At 65.4% G+C, this 18,269-nt stretch carries 17 protein-coding genes; 10 read left to right on the top strand and 7 right to left on the bottom strand.

The annotated features are described in order from the left end of the window. Window positions 1-2: 2 nt before the first annotated feature. Genes ACFFF7_RS13040 through ACFFF7_RS13025 form a run of 4 tightly spaced genes read right to left on the bottom strand, consistent with a single transcriptional unit; the run spans window position 3 to window position 5,509 of the window. Window positions 3-812: a class I mannose-6-phosphate isomerase gene (locus tag ACFFF7_RS13040; protein WP_379481783.1), complete on the bottom strand. Its 810-nt coding sequence runs from the start codon at window positions 810-812 to the stop codon at window positions 3-5. Next, entirely contained in the window at window positions 809-1,870 is a 1,062-nt protein-coding gene (locus ACFFF7_RS13035) for a mannose-1-phosphate guanylyltransferase (protein WP_379481782.1), read from the bottom strand. The genes ACFFF7_RS13040 and ACFFF7_RS13035 overlap by 4 nt, the downstream gene beginning before the upstream one ends. After that, window positions 1,867-3,177 carry a glycoside hydrolase family 130 protein gene (locus tag ACFFF7_RS13030; RefSeq protein WP_379481781.1) on the bottom strand — a complete coding sequence of 437 codons (1,311 nt, stop codon included), beginning with the start codon at window positions 3,175-3,177 and terminating at the stop codon, window positions 1,867-1,869. The genes ACFFF7_RS13035 and ACFFF7_RS13030 overlap by 4 nt, the downstream gene beginning before the upstream one ends. Beyond that, a complete protein-coding gene (locus tag ACFFF7_RS13025) occupies window positions 3,131-5,509 on the bottom strand; it encodes a glycosyltransferase family 4 protein (RefSeq protein ID WP_379481780.1) in 2,379 nt (792 codons plus the stop codon). Before ACFFF7_RS13025 ends, ACFFF7_RS13030 begins: the two co-directional genes overlap by 47 nt. A 239-nt stretch (window positions 5,510-5,748) precedes the next feature. On the opposite strand from ACFFF7_RS13025, the gene ACFFF7_RS13020 reads away from it, so the two are divergent. Both ACFFF7_RS13020 and ACFFF7_RS13015 read left to right on the top strand, forming a co-directional pair. Next, window positions 5,749-6,990 carry a CaiB/BaiF CoA transferase family protein gene (locus ACFFF7_RS13020; protein ID WP_379481779.1) on the top strand — a complete coding sequence of 414 codons (1,242 nt, stop codon included), beginning with the start codon at window positions 5,749-5,751 and terminating at the stop codon, window positions 6,988-6,990. 19 nt (window positions 6,991-7,009) lie between these two features. Next, window positions 7,010-7,522 carry a flavin reductase family protein gene (locus tag ACFFF7_RS13015; protein WP_379481778.1) on the top strand — a complete coding sequence of 171 codons (513 nt, stop codon included), beginning with the start codon at window positions 7,010-7,012 and terminating at the stop codon, window positions 7,520-7,522. On the opposite strand, the gene ACFFF7_RS13010 is transcribed toward ACFFF7_RS13015, so the two are convergent. Further along, complete coding sequence (locus ACFFF7_RS13010; protein WP_379481777.1) at window positions 7,513-7,974, bottom strand: MaoC family dehydratase; 462 nt, start codon at window positions 7,972-7,974, stop codon at window positions 7,513-7,515. The genes ACFFF7_RS13015 and ACFFF7_RS13010 overlap by 10 nt on opposite strands. A 177-nt stretch (window positions 7,975-8,151) precedes the next feature. On the opposite strand from ACFFF7_RS13010, the gene ACFFF7_RS13005 reads away from it, so the two are divergent. After that, window positions 8,152-9,456 (top strand): sugar MFS transporter, encoded by a 1,305-nt coding sequence (locus ACFFF7_RS13005; protein ID WP_379481776.1) that lies wholly within the window; start codon window positions 8,152-8,154, stop codon window positions 9,454-9,456. Between the two features lie 25 nt (window positions 9,457-9,481). Here ACFFF7_RS13005 and ACFFF7_RS13000 read toward each other — a convergent pair whose 3' ends face one another. Beyond that, window positions 9,482-10,042: a YqgE/AlgH family protein gene (locus tag ACFFF7_RS13000; protein ID WP_379481775.1), complete on the bottom strand. Its 561-nt coding sequence runs from the start codon at window positions 10,040-10,042 to the stop codon at window positions 9,482-9,484. Window positions 10,043-10,238: 196 nt separating this feature from the next. Here ACFFF7_RS13000 and rpmI point away from each other — a divergent pair, with 196 nt between their 5' ends. The 7 genes from rpmI (at window position 10,239) to ACFFF7_RS12965 (ending at window position 17,142) form a co-directional block, all read left to right on the top strand. Beyond that, window positions 10,239-10,442: a 50S ribosomal protein L35 gene (gene rpmI, locus ACFFF7_RS12995; RefSeq protein ID WP_217404741.1), complete on the top strand. Its 204-nt coding sequence runs from the start codon at window positions 10,239-10,241 to the stop codon at window positions 10,440-10,442. A gap of 55 nt (window positions 10,443-10,497) precedes the next feature. Beyond that, complete coding sequence (gene rplT, locus ACFFF7_RS12990) at window positions 10,498-10,857, top strand: 50S ribosomal protein L20 (protein ID WP_379481774.1); 360 nt, start codon at window positions 10,498-10,500, stop codon at window positions 10,855-10,857. Window positions 10,858-11,033: 176 nt separating this feature from the next. Next, window positions 11,034-11,924 (top strand): AraC family transcriptional regulator, encoded by an 891-nt coding sequence (locus ACFFF7_RS12985; protein ID WP_379481773.1) that lies wholly within the window; start codon window positions 11,034-11,036, stop codon window positions 11,922-11,924. Between the two features lie 65 nt (window positions 11,925-11,989). Then, window positions 11,990-12,886 carry an AraC family transcriptional regulator gene (locus ACFFF7_RS12980; protein WP_379481772.1) on the top strand — a complete coding sequence of 299 codons (897 nt, stop codon included), beginning with the start codon at window positions 11,990-11,992 and terminating at the stop codon, window positions 12,884-12,886. A 93-nt stretch (window positions 12,887-12,979) separates the two neighbouring features. Then, complete coding sequence (gene pheS / locus ACFFF7_RS12975; protein ID WP_379481771.1) at window positions 12,980-14,095, top strand: phenylalanine--tRNA ligase subunit alpha; 1,116 nt, start codon at window positions 12,980-12,982, stop codon at window positions 14,093-14,095. Continuing rightward, on the top strand, window positions 14,092-16,485 hold the full coding sequence (gene pheT, locus ACFFF7_RS12970) for a phenylalanine--tRNA ligase subunit beta (protein ID WP_379481770.1): 2,394 nt from the start codon (window positions 14,092-14,094) through the stop codon (window positions 16,483-16,485). Before pheS ends, pheT begins: the two co-directional genes overlap by 4 nt. Window positions 16,486-16,518: 33 nt before the next feature. Beyond that, window positions 16,519-17,142, top strand: coding sequence for a GNAT family N-acetyltransferase (locus ACFFF7_RS12965; protein ID WP_379481769.1), 624 nt, complete (start codon window positions 16,519-16,521; stop codon window positions 17,140-17,142). Here the strand turns inward: ACFFF7_RS12965 and aroC are convergent. Next, a complete protein-coding gene (gene aroC / locus ACFFF7_RS12960) occupies window positions 17,139-18,206 on the bottom strand; it encodes a chorismate synthase (protein ID WP_379481768.1) in 1,068 nt (355 codons plus the stop codon). The genes ACFFF7_RS12965 and aroC overlap by 4 nt on opposite strands. Window positions 18,207-18,269 lie beyond the last annotated feature (63 nt).

Genomic DNA, 18,269 nt, shown 5'->3' with positions numbered 1-18,269 from the left:
CCTTAGCAGATTGGCTGCGCAATCAGGCCGCGCGCCCCGTTCTCTATGGCAAATGCCTTGAGCCCGGAAGCAACCGCGCAAGACCCTGCCGGAACAGCCTCGCCCTTGACCGAAGCGCCCGCCGTTTGCGGGATCACCAGCAGCGCATTCTCTCCAAACTGCGCTCGTGCCTCGGCAGACAGGGGACCGTCATAGCGGGTAAGACGGAACAGCGGCCCTTCAACCAACGTTACTTCCCCGCACTCGGCCACATGGCAGCGACGCGGATCGGCATAGGGTTCACCCTTGGCGACGCCCATGCCTAGGTTGAGATGCAAGGGACGCGGGCGCCCATAGTCATAGAGGCGATAGGTGATGTCGCTGTTCTGCTGCACTTCGATCAGGCTGACGCCCGCGCCGATGGCATGGACCGTGCCCGCTGGAATGTAGAAGAAGTCGCCCGGCCTGACCGGAAACCAGGTCATCAAGCCTTCAATCGTGCCGTCAGTGGCCGCCATGCGCATGTCGCGCGCGCTGATTTCCTGGTTGAACCCGATCCCCAGGGTGGCACCCTCGTCTGCATCGACGACCAGCCAGCACTCTTCCTTGCCCTGCTTGCCCAGCCCGGCCTCGATGGTCTGGGCATCGCTTGGATGGACCTGGACCGAAAGCTTTTCGCTGGTGAAGATGTATTTGACCAGCAGCTGGTCGAGCGATGCGGGCGGCTCAAACCAGACTTCGCCGATCCGCTGGCCGGCCGGGGCGACGAAAGGCGCGGGAAGCGCATCCCTGCCCCACGGCTTTTCGACCATTCGGATCGGCAGCGCGGTCATTGGTTGGCCGCCTTGTGCAGCTTGCCAACCTTCTGTGCGCCGTCCGCAGTGGTGACCAGGATATCGTCGCCATCGACCACGACAATGACGTTTTCCAGACCAATCACCGACACATGCGGCCCGTCGCTGTCGACAAGCACGTTGCGGCAATCGACCAGCTCCACATCGCCGCGGCTGGCATTGCCGCTTTCGTCGCGCTCCAGCGCGACGTGCAGCGCCTGCCAGTTGCCGATGTCGGACCAGGCCATGTCGGCGGGGACCATGGCGGCGCGGTCGGTATTCTCCATCACCGCGTAGTCGACCGATTCGCTAGCGATCCGGGCGAAGGCTTCGGCATCGGGGTGGAAGCGGGCGCCATCGCTGATCCCGCCGGCGACGGCATCCTGCGCCGCGGCGAGGATCGCCGGGCGGTGGCGTCCCAGCTCGGCCAGAAAGGCCGACACCTTGAAGGCAAAGATCCCGCCGTTCCAGGCATAACCGCCATGATCGAGGAACTCCTGCGCCCGCGCCAGATCGGGCTTTTCGACGAAGCGGGCGACGCGGAAACCGTCATCGCCAATCGCCTCGCCGCGCTCAAGATAACCGAAGCCGGTCTCCGGTGCAGTGGCCTCGATCCCGAAAGAGACCAGCCAATCGTCCTGCGCCAGATGGGCAGCGCGCAGGGCGGCGGCGCAGAAGGCCTGCGGATTGCCGATGTGATGATCGCTTGGGCAGACCAGCATGATTGCGTCGGCGGGCAGGCGCAGCGCGGCCAGGGCAATCGCCGCCGCGGTGTTGCGCGCCGATGGCTCGACGATGATCGCCGCCCCCGCCCCGGTCAGCTGCGCTTCAACATGGTCGAGGTGCGCCCGGCCTGTCACCACCACCGGCGCGGCAAAGGCATCGGGATCGCCGCAGCGGCCCAGCGTTGCTTCAAACAGTGTGCTGTCGCCAACCAGCGGCAGGAACGGCTTGGGCTTGGTCGCGCGGCTGCGCGGCCACAACCGCGTGCCGCTGCCGCCGCACAGCACCACCGGAACGATCTTGGTCGCAGTCATGTCCATCTCTTCTTGCGTCATTCCATCATTGCCATCAGGTCTTCGATAGTCGTCGTGGCAAAGCCGACGGCGCTGTCCGATATGCCATAGGGGATTAACAGCGCGTCGCCGACCTTGAGCGCGCCGCAAGTGTAAACCACATTGGGGACATAGCCCGAACGGTCGGCGTCCTCTGCGGTCAATACCGGCTCGGATGTTCGCGCCAGCACGATCGAGGGATCGTCGCGGTCGAGCAGTGCGGCACCCAGTGCATATTTGCGCATTGCGCCGACCCCGTGGGTCAGCATCAGCCAGCCATGTTCGGTCAGGATCGGGCTGCCGCAATTGCCGATCTGGATGAATTCCCAAGGGTACCTGGGCTCCATCAGCAGAACCCCTTCATCTTCCCAGGTGTCGAGCCGATCGGAGCGGAGCAGGAACAGGTTCTTGCCGTCCTGGCGGCCGATCATGGCATAGCGCCCGCCGACCTTGCGCGGGAACAGCGCCATGCCCTTGTTGCGCCCTGCTGCACCGCGGATCGGTTCCAGATCGAACGAGCGGAAATCGGTCGTGCGGAGCAGTTCGGAACGGATCGCGCTACCCGAATAGGCGGTATAGGTGCCGATCCATTCGTAGGATCCGTCGTCATGCTCGAAACGCACCAGGCGCAGGTCTTCCAGCCCGCCGCGCTGCTGCTCGGTGATCGGGAAGATCACGCAGTTGGACAGCGTGCTTTCGGGATTGCGATGCACCATCACCCCGTCGTCGGCATCGGTCAGCGTCGGCTCGTCAATGACGGCAGAGGTGGCGAAATGGCTTTGCGGCCAAAGCTGGAAGGTGCCGTCATCTTCGGCAATCCCTTCGCGAAACGCGATTGAGCTGATGTGGCCTTCGCCCACCGCCCGCAGCGACATGACGAAACGGCAGGCGCCCTGCCCCATGCCCGACTGATCGGGATGCGGAACGATGGACGGATTCATCAGCGCCGCGGCGGCATAGGTGTACTCGTGGCAGAAGTAGGCCCCGATCAGACGCTGCCGCTCTTGCGAAAAGCCCGCGTTGTGCAAGCCGTGATGCGCTTCTACCTCGCGGTAGCGCTGTTCGAAGACCTGCTCGGTTTGCCAGTGGCGCTCGGCAAAGTCCTGGATCACGCGCTCATATTCAGCAGCGACCTGCTGTTCGCTGAGCGCAGCGACATCTGCGACCAGACGGCTGGCGCGGTCAGCTGGCGCGCTGGCTGACTGCCAGCCCAGATGGAAAGGCCGCAGCACAACGCGGGTCGGGTCGGCATGGAGCCGGGTGTCATGGATGCGCAAGCGTCTGTGCTGGCCCGTGGTCGTCTTCAGCAAGCTCTTCCCCTGCCCGTTGCATGGTCCGCCGCTCTGCCAGCAAGTGCTGCAAGGCGACGTGCCCCAGCTGGAAAGCCAGGATCGATTCGGCACCGCAGTTGGCGTTTGCACCGCGCGGCGTTACGCCATCGCGACACCGCCCGCTGGCGACATCGCCCAGTATCACACCGCGATCGTTCGCGCCAAGGAACCAGCGATAGGAGGACACCGCATGGTCGAACCAGCGCGGTGAGGGATCGCTGCGGAACGCTGCGAGGCAGGCTTCGATTGCCGCCTGGGCCTCAAGCGGTTGCTGGTCGAATGGCATCTGGCCATGTTGTCGCCCGAAGGTTTCCGACCCGACCGGACGGAACAGCCCGGTCGCCGCGATCTGGCGCTGCGCGATCCAGTCCAGCGTGTGCAGGCCCAGACGGGTCCAGTCCGGACGGTCGCACAGTGTGCCGGCCTCGATCAGTGCCTGCGGCAATCGCGGATTGTCATAGCCAAGTACGGCTTCGAACCACGCCCAATCGGGCCGGCGCGACGCCGCCAGCAGTGTTTCAAGGAACGCGCCGCCACGTCTTAGCAGCGCTTCGGCGCGGCTGTGGTTGCCAGTGCCGCGCAGCACGGCCGCTGCGCCCAGCATGCCGAATGCGATCGCGCGCGGCGATTGCACGTCGTCCAGCGTGTGCAGAGTCTCGTCGAACCAGTGCCGCGCCCAGGCCTGCATGTCGGAGAACGGTGAATGCTCCACCGTATCGCCCAGCGCCCACAGCGCACGGCCGTTCGAATCGTCGGATCCTTCATCCTCGCACCAGGTCCGGTCGAAATTCATGAAATTGCGGAAGTGATTGCGGTCCGGGTTCCAGGCATACTGTACAAAGCTGGCGAAGATGACGCTGCGCGACAGCCGCTCGGCCGGAGGGACCGCAGCTGCGTGGTTCATCAGGATCAGCGCGCGGGCATTGTCGTCCAGGCAATAGCCGTGACGGCGGTCGGGGACGATGCCGATAGCGTGCTGGAACATGCCGGTGGCGTCGCACATCGCATTGAACCCGCTAAGCCCCAGCGCCGCCGACAGCGGCACTTCGCCCAGCGGCTGGACCGCGGCGGCATGGACCAAGGCGGCGCTGGCATCGGCAAAACGCGGCCAGATCGTCTTGCGCCCTTCGGCATAGGCGCGGCGCCGCAAGGCATCGAGCCGCTGGCGGTCGTCGAGCAGGGCATTGACTGCGGCGGCGATTGCGGCGCTGTCGTTCGGCTCGACCAGCATACCGACCCCTTCCGCCAGCAATTCACGCGCGTGGACATAGGGCGTCGAAACCACCGCCTTGCCCAAGGCAACCGCATAGCTGAGCGTGCCCGACGTCGCCTGCTGCAAATTGGGATAGGGGGTCAGGTAGATGTCGCTCGCCTCAAGCTGGTCGAGCAGTTCGGGGGTATCGAGGAAGCGGTTGTCCCACTGCACGTGGTCGCCCACGCCAAGCCGCTGCGCCAGGGCGATCAGCTTTTCGCGGTAGGCCTCACCCTGATCCTTGACCAGGTTGGGGTGCGTGGCACCAACGATGCGATAGATCGTCTGCGGGTGCCGCGCGATGATCGCAGGAAGAGCCTCGATCGCATGCTCAAGTCCCTTGCCGGGGCCAAGCAGGCCAAAGGTCATCAGGACATTGCGGTCCTGCAGCCCGAGCCACGCCTTGAACGAGGCTTCGCGGCCGAACGGCCGGTCCGGGGCACCGTGCGGGATTACCGTCACCCGGTCGGCCGGGGCACGGTACAGGTCGACCAGCAGATCGCGGCCGTGGCGCGACATGACCATGATCTGCGTGGCGCGCGAGATGATGTGCTCGACGATCCGGCGCTGGTTGGCGCTCGGACGGCTGAGCACGGTATGGAACGTGACGATAAGCGGCGCGGCGACGCCATCGATCAGATCGCGCACCATTTCGCCGTCAGGACCACCGAAGATGCCGAATTCGTGCTGCAGCCAGACTGCGTCGGGCGCGGCCTCGTTGATGTGGCGCGCGGCGGCGGCATAGCTGGCCGGATCCCCCTGCTCGATCAGCGAGACGTGATCGGGATAGCGCAGCCCACCGTCGCCCGCGTCGAGTGCATAGACCTGGGTATCGATCTCGGCGTGATAGCGGCCCAGCTGCTCAACCAGGTCCGCAGTGAAGGTGGCGATCCCACATTTGCGCGGGGTATAGGTTCCGATCACTGCCAGCGACACCGCGCTGAGCGACGAGCGGCCCGAGCCTGGGTGCGCGAACAACGGGATGACCGGGCCATCCGCTGCCCCCGACGCCAAAAGCGGAATGGCGCTGCGGCGGAGTTCTGCGGTTCGCTCAGGCATCGTTCGGATCCAGTCGTCATGAGGCTTTGCGTGCTTAACACGCGGCAGCACTCGTGCGTTCCGCAGTTGCAAACAAATCACGCCGGACCGGCTCGAATGTGCGTCAAACCGCCACATTCGAAATGGTGCATTGCACAATAGCGGGAACTATCCGCACTACCTGACGAAGATCACCCCGATTGGTTTCCCACCGCCGCCATTGCGCCGCCATGCCGCACGCGGCTAAGGCGGCGGACGTCATGACAAACCCCGATCGTCCCACCGGGCCGCTTGCCGGCATTCGCGTTCTCGACCTCAGCCGCGTGCTGGCGGGGCCATGGTGCGCGCAGATGCTGGGCGATCTTGGCGCCGAGGTGATCAAGGTCGAGCAGCCCGGTCAGGGCGACGATACCCGCCGCTGGGGCCCGCCATTCCTGGACGACGGATCGCGCGATTCCGCCTATTATCTGTGTGCCAATCGCAACAAGCGCTCGATCGCGGTCGATATCGCCAGTCCGCAGGGTGCTGACCTGATCCGTGCGCTCGCCGCCAAAGCGGATATCGTAATCGAGAATTTTCGCGTCGGCGGCCTGGCCAAGTACGGCCTAGACTACGCTACGCTCAGCGCGATCAAGCCCGACCTGATCTATTGTTCGATCACCGGGTTCGGCCAGACCGGCCCGGACCGCGACAAGGGCGGGTACGACTTCTTGATCCAGGGGATGAGCGGAGTGATGAGCGTCACCGGCCGCCCTGATGACGAGCCCGGTGGCGGCCCGATGAAGGCGGGCATTCCGGTCACCGACCTGTCGACCGGGCTTTATGCAACGATTTCGGTCCTGGCTGCGCTCAACCACCGCAATCGTACCGGTGAAGGTCAGCATATCGACCTCGCGCTGCTCGATGCCCAGGTCGCGCTGCTGGCCAACCAGGCTTCAGGTTGGCTCAACGGCGGGGTGGTGCCGCGCCGCATGGGCAACCAGCATCCCACGATCACCCCCTACCAGGATTTTGCCTGCGCCGATGGCGACGTGCTGATCGCGCTGGGCAACGATCGCCAATTTGTTGCGCTAGCCCGGCTACTGGGTGTCCCCGCGCTGGCGGATGACCCGCGTTTCGCCGTTTCGGCAGAGCGCAGTGCCAACCGCGAAGCGCTGTTCGCGGTGATCAAGCCGATCATCGGGCGCTGGACGTGCGACGCGCTGATCGCCGCGCTGGATGCAGCCAAGTTGCCCGGAGGCAAGGTCAACACGATCCCCCAGGCGCTGGCCCATCCGCAGATCGAAGCGCGCGGCATGGTCCATGACCTGGCTCGCGACGATGGCACCCCGGTCAAGGTTGTCGGCTTTCCCGGCAAGTTCTCGCGCACCCCGGCAACCTATCGCACAGCGCCGCCTCGATCGGCGCAGGACACCGCCGCCGTACTGGCAGCCGAGCTTGGCCTGAGCGCAGACGAGATCGCCGCGCTGGTTTCCGCCGGCGTGGTTGCCGAACGCTTGTGACACCGCTAGACAGACGCCTATGACCCAGCCGCCCGACAGCACGCTCGACAACCAGCTCAAGCAGGTGCTGCGCCACCTGCCCGCGCCGGTCGGGATCGTTTCAAGCTATGACCCGGAAACGGGCGAGCCGGTCGGGCTGGCCATGTCGGCGCTGATGCCGGTCAGTCTGGAACCCTGTTCGATGGCGATCGCGATCAACCGCGCAGGTTCGGCCCACGACGCGATGATCCGCGCCGGGCGGTTCTGCATCAACCTGCTCGACAGCCCGCGCCAGGATTATCTGACGCCGTTCGCCAGCTTTGCCGGGCGGGCCGACCGCTTCACTCATCCCGACTGGCACCAGCACGGCCCGGTGTGGTTCATCAGCGGCGCCCCGGCCAACATCTTCTGCGACGTGCGCGAACGGCTGGCCTATGGCACGCATGACCTGCTGATTGGCGAGGTCTACGACCTGCTTTCGACCGGCGGGGACGATATTCTGGGCTGGGCCAACGGCGCGCTGGGCCGTCTGTCACCGCTCAATCAGGGCTGAGTATGCGGGCGTTTGCGCTGCAGGCCTGAGCGTTTGCAGCTGGCAACCAGCTCGCCGCGCTGGTTCCATGCCTGATGCAGAAACGTGACGATCCCGGCGTCGGGACGGCTTTTCGATTCCCGCAGGTCCAGCACTTCGGTGACGATATTCAGCGTATCGCCGACGAACACTGGTTTCGGGAAACGGACTTCATCCCAGCCAAGATTGGCGACCGCCGTACCCAACGTCGTATCGCCGACGCTGACCCCGACCATCAGGCTGAGCGTGAAACACGAATTGACCAGCACCTGGCCGTATTCGCTGCCCTTCATGTATTCGGCGTCGAGATGGAGTTGCGCCGGGTTGTGGCTTAGCGTGGTAAACAGCAGATTGTCGGTCTCGGTGACAGTGCGGCGGATCGCATGATCGAAGCGCTGGCCCACCGATAATTCGTCGAACCACAACCCTGCCATCGACCGTCTCCCTATCTGACCCGGCCCCTAACAGCGCGGCCAGAGGAATGCCAGCCGGCTCCGCTTTGGAAACGTTCACAAGACGATCGGGGAAATCATACGTATGCGACTGGACTTCGCCGCCCCGCGCGCCATGAATGCCCCGTATAACAAGTTGGCGTAAAGGGGAGAGGCGGCATGGCTGCACCGATTACAGGCTCGACTGCACCGGGATCGGGCGGCGGGAAAAGCAACGCCAGCACCACAACGGTGCTGCTGCTGGTCTTCGCCGTGTTCTTCATCCTGGGCGGGGTGACCAACATCAACGACCTGCTGGTCGGCAAGTTCAGGCCGATGTTCCAGCTCAGCCATGCCGAGGCCAACCTGGTCCAGATGGCGTTCTTCATTGCCTATGCCGCCTTTTCGATCCCCGCCGGCATCATCATGAGCAAGCTGGGCTATATCCGCACCTTCGTGCTGGGTTTCGTGATGGTCGCCGCCGCTGCGCTGCTGTTCATCCCGGCATCGGCCAATGCCTCGTTCGGCGGGTTCCTGGCCGCGCTGTTCTTCATTGGCGCGGGGATCACCGTGCTGCAGGTGGCGATGAACCCGGTGATCACCACGCTGGGGCCGACGGAAACCTCGCACAGCCGGCTGACCTTTGCCCAGGCGTTCAATTCGATCGGCGTCACGCTGATGGTCTATGGCGGGGCCAAGGTCCTGCTCGGCGATGCCAAGCCGATCGACGCGGCGACCGCCTCTGCCGTGGAAATGCAGGCCTACCGGGTCGAACAGGGTGCCTCGATCGGCCATGCCTACATGTGGCTGGCGATCGCGATGCTGGCCATCGCCGCGCTGTTCTGGATGTTCCGCGGCGCGCTGGACGGGGCCAAGACCGAACAGACCAAGGTTGCCGGTACGCTTGACCTGTTGCTGACCAACCGCCGCGTCCAGCTCGGCGCGCTGTGCATCTTCACCTATGTCGGCGCTGAAGTGGCGATCGGATCGAACATGATCGCCTATCTGGGCGAGCAGAGCGTGATGGGCCTGGGTCTGGAAGCAGCGGGCAAGTTGGTCGCCTTCTACTGGGGCGGCGCGATGATCGGGCGACTGGTCGGCGGCTTCATCCTGCGCATGTTCAGGCCGGGCCGCGTCCTGACCGCCTATGCCGCCGCAGCAATCGGCCTCATCGCACTGTCTGCATTCGGCATGGGCGCAATATCGGGCTGGGCACTGATCCTGGTGGGTTTCTGCAATTCGCTGATGTTCCCGACGATCTTCAGTCTTGGCACCGAAGGCCTGGGCGAGCGTGCGCCGCAAGGGTCGGGGATCCTCTGCACGGCGATCGTCGGCGGGGCGCTGGTGCCCTACCTGTTCGGCACCGTGGCCGACGTTACCGGCAATATCCGCATGGCGCTGATCGTGCCGGTGGTCTGCTATGCGATCATTGCCAGCTTCGGACTGTGGGCGGTAAAGAACCCCAGTTCGGCGGACGCCGCCTAGGGACTTTGCAACCGGGCGGTGCCGGTCAGGCCCGCCCGGTTTCGCTGGCCAGCAAGGCCGGATCAATCCCCTCGGCGCGCCATGCCGCCTTCCAGCGCTCTTCCGCCGGGGTATCGAAGACGATCTGCGTGCGGCCCTGCGCAGCGAACCAGCCGTGGCGCGTCATTTCCGCGTCGAGCTGCCCGGCATCCCACCCGGCATAGCCCAGCACCACGACAAAGCGGCTGGGCCCCTTGCCCGCAGCGATTGCCGCCAGGACATCGCGCGAAGTAGTCATCGCCCCCAGGGCCCCCGCGCTGACGGTGGCGCGCGAGGTCCAATCGGGGCTGTGCAGGACAAACCCGCGCTCGGTTTCGACCGGCCCGCCCAGCAGCACCGGATCGTCCGGCGCAACGCCCGGATCGATCCCCAGATCGGCCAGCACGGTATGCACGGTCACGCCCTGCACCGCGGTCCCGATGCCCAATCCAAGCGCGCCGTGGGCATCGTGCTGGACCATCGCGATCACCGCGTGGTCAAAGCGTGGATCGCCCATGCCCGGCATGGCCAGCAGCAGGCGTCCGGCAAGATAGGTCGGCTGGGTCATCGCGAACGCAGCCTGTCACGTTCGCCAAAGACTTTCCAGCCGGATACGGCAAGCCTTGCCTTTCCGTCGATTCCTGTTTAGGGGCGCGCGCTTCAACCGACACGGATGAATTGCTGCTTGCAGTGATTCTCGGGATCGGCCTGGCCAACTAGGGCTGCCACGGCGGATCGGACGTGTCTTCGAACAGGAGACGAAAATGCCCAAGCTGAAGACGAAGAGCGGCGTGAAAAAGCGCTTCAAGCTCACCGCCACTGGCAAGATCAAGCACGGCGCGGTCGGCAAGCGCCACCGCCTGATCAGCCACAATGCCAAGTACATCCGCCAGCATCGCCGCACCGACACGATTTCCGACGCCGACGCGAAGGTGATCAAGAAGTGGGCGCCCTACGGTCTGGGCTGAACATAGCTGGTCCCGCACAGCGGGATCGCTTCACGGATATTCGGAGTACTAAGATATGGCACGCGTCAAAAGGGGTGTAACCACCCGCGCCAAGCACAAGAACATTCTGGAACAGGCCAAGGGTTATCGTGGCCGCCGCAAGAACACCATTCGCGTTGCGCGTCAGGCGGTCGAAAAGGCCGGCCAGTACGCCTACCGCGATCGCAAGGTGAAGAAGCGGACGTTCCGCGCCCTGTGGATCCAGCGCATCAACGCCGCGGTTCGCGCCGAAGGCCTGACCTATTCGCAGTTCATCCACGGCACCAAGCTGGCCGGGATCACGCTGGACCGCAAGGTCATGGCCGATCTGGCGATGAACGAAGGCGGCGTGTTCACCGCGGTGATCGCCCAGGCCAAGGCCGCGCTGCCGGCCTGAGCCGCGCATCAGCGACGCCTGACAAAAAGGGGCGCGAAGGGCATTGCTCTTCGCGCCCCTTTTTTGTCCTGAAATGAACGCAGGGTCTGCAAACGCCGCTTGTGACGCACGCGCGCTTCACGCAAGATGTCGCCACAGGGCGATTCAGGCCCTGGTAGAGTTGGGGCACTATCGGAATGCAGCCGCAGTTTGCCGGCGATGCGGTTGGCGTGCGTTTCTTCATGCCGTCGCCCGCCCTGGCACCCTATGTTTCGACCTATTACCTGACCGAAGTCAGCGTGCCCGCAGGCACGATGATCGAGGATTATCTGCACCCCGAATGGGGCAACCTGCGCTTTGCCCGCAACGATAGCTGGAGAGCCGCCATCGGGGCCCAGCCACTGCGCATTGCGCCGCGCTTCATCGCTTCGGGTCCGTCCAGCCATTGCTCGCACTTCGTCACGGGTACGACGCGGATCTGGGGAATCGGGATCCTGCCGCTGGGCTGGGCCCGATTCTTCGACGCACCGGCTTCGGACTATGCCGATGATTTTGTCGATGCCGCGGCCGATCCGGTGTTCACCGGACTGGCCGGCTTGCCCGACCAAGCCTTTGCCGACGCGCCCGACCCCGCGGCCGAAGCGCGGCGGATCGATACGTTCCTGCTGGACTATCTTGCCACCCGCCCGGCCCATGCCGAGGAAGCGCGGATCCGCGCGGCACACGGGGCACTGATCGATCTCGATGTCGCCGCGGTCACCGATCTAGCTGCGCGGATCGGCACTTCGCCGCGCTCGCTCGAACGCCTGTCGCTGCGCGCCTTCGGATTTTCGCCCAAGCTGCTGCTGCGCCGCCAGCGCTTCCTGCGCAGCCTGGCGCAGTTCATGCTCGACCCTTCGCTGACCTGGATTTCCACGCTCGACTGGCAATATGTCGACCAGGCCCACTTCGTCCGCGATTTCAAGCGCTTCATGGGGATGAGCCCGAGCGCCTATGCCGCGCTTGACCATCCGGTACTGCGCGCCGCCGCGCGGGCCCGGCTCGCCGCGGCGGGCGAGGCGGTCCAGGCGCTGCATCGCCCAGGGTGACATGCGCCTTGCCAGCGCTGTTTGGCTGGGGCAGGCTTGCCGGATCAAACCAGGGGTAACCTTCGGTGTCGCCAGACGTTTCGATCACGGTGCGGTTCCATCCGCCGCCCGAAGACCTGCGCCGCTATTTCACCACGTTCTACGTGACTGAAATCGACGTGCCCGACGGCCAGCTGGTCGAGGATGCGTTGCAACCCGAATGGGCCGGGCTGCGCTTCTTTTCGGGTGCCTCGCCGGATGCTTGGGTCGGCCAGGGCGCGGTCGTTTCCGGTGCAACTTTCATCGCTACCGGCCCCAGCAGCCTGCCCTGCCATTTCCGCCTGGGCACGACCCGCTTCTGGGGAATCGGCCTGCTGCCGCTGGGCTGGCACCGCTACGTCGGCAAGCCGGCCTGCGATCATGCCAACCTGGTGACCGACGGCGCACGGCACCCCGCCTTCGCGGCGTTCACGCCGCTGGCCGACCGCCTGTTCGGCACCGCGCCCGACGAAGCCGCGGAATTGGCTCGGATCATCTCGTTCTTTCGCGGCTTGGGCGAACCAGATCCAAACGAGGAAGCACGCATCGTCGCCGTGCACGGCGCCCTGATCGATCCGCGCATCGATAGCGTGGCGAAACTGGTTGAAGAGGTCGGCACCGGGCAGCGAACGATCGAAAGGCTGTGCCAGCGCCATTTCGGTTTTTCGCCCAAGCTGCTGCTGCGCCGCCAGCGTTTCATGCGCAGTCTGGCGCAGTTCATGCTGGACCCGTCGCTCAAATGGATCGGGGCGATCGATGGCCATTATCACGATCAGGCGCAGTTCGTTCGCGACTTTCACCAGTTCATGGACATGACCCCGCGCGAATATGCCGCGCTGCCCCACCCGGTGCTCGACCGCTTCATGCATGAGCGGGCACGGATGCTGCGGGCGGCGGTGCAAACGCTTGATTCACCCGATGGCGCAGCGCCCGACCGGACCTGACCGCGCAGGTCGCGCGCTTTTTCCGTTTTGCAGGCGCGCAGGCTCTGGCTAAAGGCGCGCTTTCAACCCCGCCAAGGAACGGACCCCAGAACAGTGAATTATGCAGCAACCCGTGAAGACGCGCTGGCGCAGATCGCCGCCGCGCAGGATTTGGGCACGCTGGAGACACTGCGGGTCGGCTTCCTGGGCAAGCAGGGGTCGATCTCCGGCCTGCTCAAGACGCTGGGCGCCATGTCGGCAGAGGAGCGGCAATCGACCGGCCCGCAAATCCATGCTCTGCGCGAAGCGGTGACCGAAGCCCTGGCTCAGCGCAAGGCTGCGCTTGAAGACGCCGCCCTGGATGCGCGCCTGGCCAGCGAAGTGGTCGACCTGACCCTGCCAGCGCCCGAAACCCCGCGCGGCTCGATCCATCCGGTCAGCCAGGTGATGGACGAACTGGCCGAGATTTTTGCCGACATGGGCTTCGCCGTGGCCACCGGGCCCGAGATCGAGGACGACTGGCACAATTTCACCGCGCTCAACATGCCCGAAACCCATCCGGCGCGGGCGATGCACGATACCTTCTACTTCCCCGACAAGGATGGCGAAGGTCGCGAGATGCTGCTGCGCACCCACACCAGCCCGGTGCAGATCCGCGCGATGATCGCCGTGGTCAAAGACAACCCGGGGGGCGCGCCGCTGCGGATCATCGCCCCGGGCCGGGTCTATCGCAGCGATAGCGACGCCACCCACACCCCGATGTTCCACCAGGTCGAAGGTCTGGTGATCGATCGCGGGATCACGCTGGGTCACCTGAAGTGGACGCTGGAGACCTTCCTCAAGGCCTACTTCGAGCGTGAGGACATCGTCCTGCGGCTGCGCCCCAGCTACTTCCCCTTCACCGAGCCGTCGGTCGAGGTCGACGTTGGCTTCGCCTTGCTGAACGGCAAGCGCGTACTCGGCGGCAGCGGCGACGCGCCCGGCCACGGCTGGATGGAACTGCTCGGTTCGGGCATGGTCAATCGCAAAGTGATCGCCGCGGGCGGGCTCGATCCGGATGAATGGCAGGGCTTTGCCTTCGGCGTCGGCGTCGACCGGCTGGCCATGCTCAAATACGGCATGGACGATCTGCGCGCCTTCTTCGACGGCGATCTGCGCTGGAACGCACATTACGGCTTCAATCCCCATGACGTGCCGACGCTTTCCGGCGGCGTGGGAGCAGGCGCATGAAGTTCTCGCTGACATGGCTCAAGGATCACCTTGAAACCGACGCTTCGGCCGAAGTCATCGCCGAAAAGCTCAGCGCGATCGGGCTCGAGCTCGAAGGCCTGGAAGACCCGGCAGCCCGGCTGGCCGGCTTCAAGGTCGCGAAGGTGCTGACCGCCGAGCGCCACCCCAATGCCGACAAGCTGCAAGTGCTGACGGTCGACACCGGCGACGGCGAGCCGCTGCAAGTCGTCTGCGGCGCGCCCAATGCGCGCGCAGGCCTGGTCGGCGTCCTCGGCCTGCCCGGCGCCGTGGTTCCGGCGAGCGGCTTCGAACTGAAGAAAAGCGCGATCCGCGGGGTCGAGTCCAACGGCATGATGTGTTCCACGCGCGAGCTGGAACTGGGCGACGATCACGACGGGATCATCGAGCTGCCCGCCGATGCCCCGGTTGGAACGTCCTTCGCTGCCTATCACGGCAGCGACCCGGTGTTCGACGTGGCGATCACCCCCAACCGCCCCGACTGCATGGGCGTATACGGCATCGCCCGCGATCTCTCCGCGGCAGGACTGGGCACGCTCAAGCCGATCGCCGCCCAGGCGGTTCCCGGCAGCTTCCCTTGCCCGATCGAGATACGTACCGACGATCCCGAAGGCTGCCCGGCTTTCCATGGCCGCGTAATCAAGGGCGTCAAAAATGGCCCCAGCCCCGACTGGATTCAGACGCGGCTCAACAGTGCCGGCCAGCGCCCGATCTCCGCGCTGGTCGATCTGACCAACTACCTGATGCTGACCTATGGCCGCCCGGCCCACGCCTATGACCTCGCCAAGCTGAACGGCGCGGTCGTTGCCCGGCGCGCAAAGGACGGCGAAACCTGCCTGGCGCTCAACGCCAAGGAATATGCGCTCGATTCCACCATGACCGTGATCGCCGATAACAGCGGCGTGCACGACATCGCCGGGATCATGGGCGGTGAGCATTCGGGCTGCAGCGAGACGACCACCGACGTCCTGCTGGAGATCGCCTATTTCGATCCCGACCGGATCGGTGCAACCGGGCGCAAGCTGGGCCTGACGTCGGACGCGCGCCAGCGCTTCGAACGCGGGGTCGATCCAGCCTTTCTCGACGCGGGCCTGGAAATTCTTACCAACCTGATCGTCGGGATCTGCGGCGGTGCGCCGAGCGAAGTCGTACGCGCTGGCGAAGTGTCCAAGAGCACCAAGATCGTCTCCTATAATCCGGCTCTGGCCGAATCGTTGGGCGGGGTCGCCATTCCCGATGACGAGCAGCGCGCCACGCTGCGCGCCTTGGGATTTGCCGCCGATGCCAAGTGGAACGTGATCGTCCCGACCTGGCGTCCGGATGTCGACGGAGCCCCCGACATTGTTGAGGAAGTCGTCCGCATCCACGGGCTTGACCGTGTGACCAGCACGCCATTGCCACGCACCGGCGGCGTTGCCCGGCCGACCGCGACTGCGGCACAGAAGGTGGAGCGAAAGGTTCGCCGCGCCGCCGCCGCGCGCGGGTTGAACGAGGTGGTGACCTGGTCCTTCCTGCCCGAGGCCGAAGCGCAGCACTTTGCCGAGGGCAACAGCGGCCTGTGGGTGCTCGCCAACCCGATCAGCGAGGACATGAAGGCGATGCGCCCGTCGCTGCTGCCCGGTCTGTTGTCTGCCGCGCAGCGCAACCTTGATCGCGGCGCCGCTGCGTTGCGACTGTTCGAGCTTGGCCGCCGCTACCTGCGCGGCGACGGTGGCCATTCCGACGAACGGCTGACGCTGGGTGCCGTGCTGGCGGGCGAAAAGGTCACGCGCGGCTGGGCTTCCGGCAAGGCGCAGATGTTCGATGCCTTTGACGCCAAGGCCGAAGCACTAGCGTTGCTGGCGGAAGCCGGCGCGCCGATCGACAGCCTGCAGGTCATGGGCGAGGCGGGACCGCAGTTCCACCCGGGCCAGTCAGGCACACTGCGGCTTGGGCCCAAGACTGTCCTGGCGCGCTTCGGCATGATCCACCCGGCGACGCTCAAGGTCTTCGACATCGACGCACCGGTGGCGGCGGTTGAGCTGTTTCTCGATGCGATCCCGGCGCGAAAGGGTGTCAGCGGCTTTGCTCGCAGCGCCTATGCACCGCCCGCTTTGCAGGCGGTGACCCGCGATTTCGCCTTTCTGGTCGACGCGGCGATGCCAGCGGGCGATCTGGTCCGCGCGGTCAAGGGTGCCGACAAGGCCAATATCGTCGCCGTGCGGGTGTTCGACGATTTCCGCGGAACCGGCGTGCCCGAGGGACAGAAAAGCCTGGCGGTTGAAGTCACGCTGCAGCCGGGCGAAAAGAGCTTCGACGAGGCGGAACTAAAGGCCATTGCCGAACGGATTACCGCCGCCGCGGCGAAGCTTGGCGCGGTGCTGCGGGGATAACTGCGCGGCGGGCAAATCGGGGGAGGACGGCAGATGACCCAAGCGAGCGGAGCCGGTCCGATCGACGATGTCATCGTCCACACCCGGCTTGAGAACGGCGTCAAGGTCTGCATCCGCGCGGTCCGCCCCGATGACGAAGACCGCCTGCGCAGCGGCATCGCTCAGCTGTCCCAGGAATCGCGCTACCTGCGATTCTTCTCGGTCGCGCCCACACCGCCCGACCACGTGATCGAGCGGCTGGTCGAGGTTGACGGCCACCGCCACCTCGCCTGGGGCGCAATCCTCAGCGACGATCCGCAGCGCACGGCGATCGGCGTGGTCCACGCGGTACGCAATGCCGATCGCAGCCAGCGCGGCGAATTCGCCGTCGGAATCGTCGATGCCTATCACGGTTTGGGACTGGCCCGGATGCTCACCGCAGTGCTGCTGGTCCATTGCCGGATCGAGGGGATCGCCGCGCTCGATGCGCAGATCCTCAACGAGAACCGCGCCGCGATGGCCTTCATCCAGAGCCTGGGCGGGGAGCGCAGCGGCAGCGACGAGGGGGTATCCGACTATGTCCTGGATACCGGGGCAGCGCTGGCCAAGCTGCGCGCCAGCGAAGAACCGTCAGGCTTGAAAGACGTCTTTGCGGCTTTCGCGGTCTATCTCGACTAGCCGCACTGCCCGCGGTGCAGCAGTTTGTGATCGGCCAGCACCAGCGCCATCATCGCTTCGACCACCGGCACGCCGCGAATCCCGACGCAGGGATCGTGACGACCCTTGGTGCGAATTTCGGTCGCCTGGCCGTCGCGGTCGATGGTTTCAACCGGGGTCAGGATCGAACTGGTCGGCTTGAACGCGATGCGGACCTTGACCGGTTGCCCGGTGCTGATCCCGCCCGCGATCCCGCCGGCGTGGTTCTCGGTAAATTCTGGTCCGTCGTTTCCAGGGCGCATCGGATCGGCGTTCTGTTCGCCAGTCAGACGCGCGGCGGCGAAACCGTCGCCGATTTCGACGCCCTTGACCGCGTTGATACCCATCATCCCTGCGGCCAGATCGGCGTCGAGCTTGCCATAGAGCGGCGCGCCCCAGCCGGCGGGAACGCCGGTGGCCAGGCATTCGACCACCGCGCCAACCGAGGATCCGGCCAGGCGCGCGTCATCGACGATCTTTTCCCAGCGCTTGGCAGCCTGCGCATCGGGGCAGAAGAACGGGTTGTTGCCGATCTCCGCCGGATCGAAATTGGCCAAGTCGATCGCATCGCCGCCGATTTCGGCAACATAGCCCAGCACCGCCACTTCGGGGATCACCAGCCGCGCCACCGCCCCTGCCGCGACCCGCGCCGCGGTTTCGCGCGCCGAACTGCGCCCGCCGCCGCGATAGTCGCGAAAGCCGTACTTGGCATCATAAGCATAGTCGGCGTGGCCCGGCCGGTAAGCCTTGGCGACCTCCGAATAGTCCTTGCTGCGCTGATCGACGTTCTCGATCATCAGTGAAATCGGGGTGCCGGTAGTCTTGCCTTCGAACACGCCCGAGAGGATCCGCACCGCGTCGGGTTCCTGGCGCTGGGTGGTGAACTTCGATTGCCCCGGTCGCCGTGCATCGAGGAACGGCTGGATCCATGCCTCGTCCAGCGCCAGTCCCGGCGGGCACCCGTCGACCACGGCGCCCAGCGCCGGCCCGTGGCTTTCGCCCCAGGTGGTGAAACGCAGCAGGCGGCCAAAGGTGTTGATCGACATGGCTAGGCCCTAAACCCGATATCGGCGCCTTCGGGGCGCCCAAATGGCGAACATATCGGGCGA

This window comes from Novosphingobium aquiterrae, from assembly GCF_042434435.1.
Taxonomy (GTDB): domain Bacteria; phylum Pseudomonadota; class Alphaproteobacteria; order Sphingomonadales; family Sphingomonadaceae; genus Novosphingobium; species Novosphingobium aquiterrae.
Note: the sequence above shows the minus strand (reverse complement) of the source record. Positions and strands in the feature narration are given on the sequence as shown.